Source organism: Bacillus sp. 105MF (genome assembly GCF_000374885.1).
GTDB classification, from domain to species: domain Bacteria; phylum Bacillota; class Bacilli; order Bacillales; family Bacillaceae_G; genus Bacillus_A; species Bacillus_A pseudomycoides.
Genome location: NZ_KB895586.1, coordinates 78,075 through 80,031 on the forward strand (window position 1 = coordinate 78,075; position 1,957 = coordinate 80,031).

Below are 1,957 nucleotides of genomic sequence, written 5' to 3' on the forward strand. Positions count from 1 at the left end.
GCAGAAGAGAAGTTATCCGAATTAAAGCAGATCAAGCAAAATGCAGAAGAGAAATTAACTGAATTAAAACAGACGAAACAAAATGCAGAAGAGAAAGTATCTGAGTTAAAACAGATCAAGCAAACTATAGAAAATAAATTAACTGAATTAACACGTACGAAGCAAACTATAGAAGAAAAAGTATCTGAGTTAAAACAGGTCAAGCAAACTATAGAAAATAAATTAACTGAATTAACACGTACGAAGCAAAATGTAGAAGAAGAGAAAGTATCTGAATTGAAACAGACGAAGCAAAATGTAGAAAATAAATTAACTGAATTAACACGTACGAAGCAAAGTGTAGAAGAGAAAATAGCTGAATTAACACAGACAAAGCAAAATGTAGAAAAGAAAGTATCTGAATTAACACAGACGAAACAAACTAACACTCCTCTTAAAATGAAAAACGATAACAGGGAACTTCCTAACGCCGGAGGTACAGAATCCAATACAATGCCTTTAGGGATGTTATCGATTTTAGGTGGAATTATATTAATAGTGCGAAATAGAATTAAAAATACATTTCAATAGAATTCAACTAATAGTCTGAATTCTACAATATATACAAAAGTTGTTACGGCGTATAATGAAGTATAATCTTTCAAATGAGGTGAAGTAGATGACTTTCCGTATTGTTCGAAGTAACTAGTTTTCGGGTTGGAAAAAACGCGTACCAGCCATCAAGGGAGAAGTCTGTCCTTTTTCGGAAATATAAGCTTTGAATCCGTTGCGGTAGTCACTGTTCCTATCAAACTAAGGTACTGGACTATTTCGTTAACAAGTCTCAAAAACTTAGTTTTTACACTCTTTTGGAAGGTGGATACACAAAATGAATGAATTAGATTACAAAAATTTTTATGATAAAGTCGGAAGATCAAATGGTTGGGATTTTAGTAAACTGAAATACGTAACAGAAGGTGCTACGTGGGAGTTTTATGAAGAAGTCATAGAGAGATGCAAATCCTCAGATGTTTTGCTAGATATTGGTGCAGGCGGGGGAGAGAATGTATTAAGAATTGCACCGGCAGCCTTATTCATGATTGGGATTGATAATTCAAGTGGAATGATAGAAACAGCACAGTCTAATTTGGAAAAAGCAAGTGTATCAAACGTTAGATTTTTCAAAATGGAGTCCGAAGGCTTGATGTTTCCACATTCTTTTTTTGACATTGTGTCTTGTTGTCATGCGCCTTTTGTTGCAGCAGAAATAGCAAAAGTAATAAAAAAGGGTGGTATCTTTTTGACGCAGCAAGTCAGCGAACATGATAAATGGAACTTAAAAGCAGCGTTTGGAAGAGGACAATGCTTAGGGGAAAAAGACGGCACATTAAAAGAAAAGTATGTTCGAGAGTTGAAGTCTGCAGGCTTTACTGATGTGCAAATATTAGAATATGATGCGATTGATTATTACCAAACACCTGAAGACCTCCTATTCCTATTAAAGCACACACCTATCATACCAAGGTTTGGTGAAGAGAAAGAGGACTTTGACATTTTAGAAAAATTCATCATAACAAACAAAACGGAAAAAGGGATCCGTACAAATTCAAAACGGTTTATGATAATCGCTATTGAACTACCCCCACTTACCTCTACACGAGCTTGAGGTGGGGGATTCTACTATTTCAAAACACTTCCTCCCGTTCAACAAAGAGGATACAACGATATAGAAGTTCCGTAGTGTCCTTATGTAAGACGACCTATTCTATCTTCCGTGGAAAACAAAACAGGTACAGCTACTTTTTTCTTATATCGAGGTGTAGAACACTTTGTCATGCATCCAGTTCCTAGACTTGTTATCTGCTCTGGTAACAAGTGTAAGAGACTGGGACAAGGTGTTCTTTTTTCTTTATGCAAACAATTTTGTTAGCTTTTTCTTTTCACTTTCAAATACGTCTAATCGCTCGATCTGTAAGGC

The 1,957-nt window shown here is 35.5% G+C and carries 2 protein-coding genes; both read left to right on the forward strand.

The genetic code is table 11. The features are described 5' to 3' along the window. On the forward strand, positions 1–570 hold a 570-nt coding region (locus tag C564_RS32565; RefSeq protein ID WP_033794869.1), incomplete at its 5' end, for an LPXTG cell wall anchor domain-containing protein. A 298-nt stretch (positions 571–868) separates the two neighbouring features. Further along, on the forward strand, positions 869–1,645 hold the full coding sequence (locus C564_RS0123840; RefSeq protein WP_018767121.1) for a class I SAM-dependent methyltransferase: 777 nt from the start codon (positions 869–871) through the stop codon (positions 1,643–1,645). The last annotated feature ends 312 nt before the right edge of the window (positions 1,646–1,957 follow it).

What these genes read in the sequence shown, in the direction of transcription:
- C564_RS0123840 (WP_018767121.1), top strand. Translation starts at nt 869, where the DNA reads ATGAATGAATTAGATTACAAAAATTTTTATGATAAAGTCGGAAGATCA.